The organism is Bartonella sp. PS7NMGDW, assembly GCF_042193585.1.
Classification (GTDB): Bacteria; Pseudomonadota; Alphaproteobacteria; order Rhizobiales; family Rhizobiaceae; genus Bartonella; species Bartonella grahamii.
Window position 1 is genome coordinate 1 of record NZ_JBHILX010000076.1, and the last position, 1,253, is coordinate 1,253.

Here is a 1,253-nt window from a genome sequence, read left to right on the forward strand (position 1 = left end):
CTTGACCTGCCTTTGGGGGTATACGCTTTTTAATCGGTTGTGGAGCCTGTTCTGTATTTTGTGATGTCATAAAATACGCCCTCCAGATAATAAAAAACCCCGCATTTGCGGGGATTTTGAACTGTACCACACCCTCATTTAGATACAGTACGACCAGTGCCGTATTTGTCATTAAATACGATTTGCTACACTTTGTCAACATAAAAATAACACATATTGATAATTTCAAAGTGAATCAGTTAAACAGATAAAGTGCACATTAAGGTAGACATATAAGGTAGAAATGATGTTTATAAAAAAATCTTTATTTAGAAGCGTATTAATTATCGCACTTTTGATAACGTCTCTTATATCCCCTTCAAATGGATATGCTAATACGAAGGAGTTATTCTGCTCAAAAGAAATTATAGAACGAGAGAAGGCATACCATATGCACCTGTATAATACTGACTATTGGTGGGAAACAAAATTTTACGAAATTCTATGGATAGAAAAGATGTATTTCTTGAAAAAAATTTGGCTGCTACCAAAACCAATGTTTGAAAAGCATGTAAAAATTACAAGAAAATGGCACGATCTAATCAAAAAACGAAATAATATATCTCGTCTCTTGATCAGCAGTATGGACTCCGAAATAGCCAAAATGAAGGAGTTAGATAAAGAAAGACAATCTAAGAAACATGAAAAGGTATCTCGACTTCTAGAAATCATTACCGAAGTTCAAATGCGTATTGCTACACAAAAAGAAAAAATTAAAGAACTAGACCATGAAATCAAAGTATTGTTCGATATTATTAGTGATTTTTATCGATAATTACACGATTTTGCAAAAAGTGCTTCTGGAGCGCATTAAGAGCAACGCACAGTGAATTCACGAGATGTGATAGCATTTGATCTTCTATCACGAGGTACTGTAGCGCTGCATGAAGATTATACTGTCTATAGAGGCATTGGGCTTCTTTTACTGCCTCTTTCACGGCTTGATAGTGATTTGTTGCTTTTTGAACCCATTGTTCAAAGCTATCTGGATCTGAATTTGTAGACACATCATCATAAATTGCATTAGGCAAGCCTTTTGCGCAAAGGTAATTATTCCTTATCTGTAGATATTGTTGCGCGGCATCATATTGCTCTTGTGTAAGCACGCCTTGCAAGCAAAGCCGCCCTATGTAAGACCCAGAAAGTGGATTTTTTGCCTCCTGTAGCGTTAAACCGAAGCGCTTTGCACGCATTTCTATTGCCAATTTATCAAC

General features: G+C 35.9%; 2 protein-coding genes. One reads left to right on the forward strand and one right to left on the reverse strand.

Annotated features, from left to right (window positions below):
- The first annotated feature begins 286 nt into the window (after positions 1-286).
- Positions 287-814 carry a hypothetical protein gene (locus tag ACFIKJ_RS09310; RefSeq protein ID WP_375627103.1) on the forward strand — a complete coding sequence of 176 codons (528 nt, stop codon included), beginning with the start codon at positions 287-289 and terminating at the stop codon, positions 812-814.
- Here ACFIKJ_RS09310 and ACFIKJ_RS09315 read toward each other — a convergent pair.
- On the reverse strand, positions 795-1,253 hold a 459-nt coding region (locus tag ACFIKJ_RS09315), incomplete at its 5' end, for a hypothetical protein (RefSeq protein WP_375670545.1). The genes ACFIKJ_RS09310 and ACFIKJ_RS09315 overlap by 20 nt on opposite strands.

What these genes read in the sequence shown, in the direction of transcription:
- ACFIKJ_RS09310 (WP_375627103.1), top strand. Translation starts at nt 287, where the DNA reads ATGTTTATAAAAAAATCTTTATTTAGAAGCGTATTAATTATCGCACTT.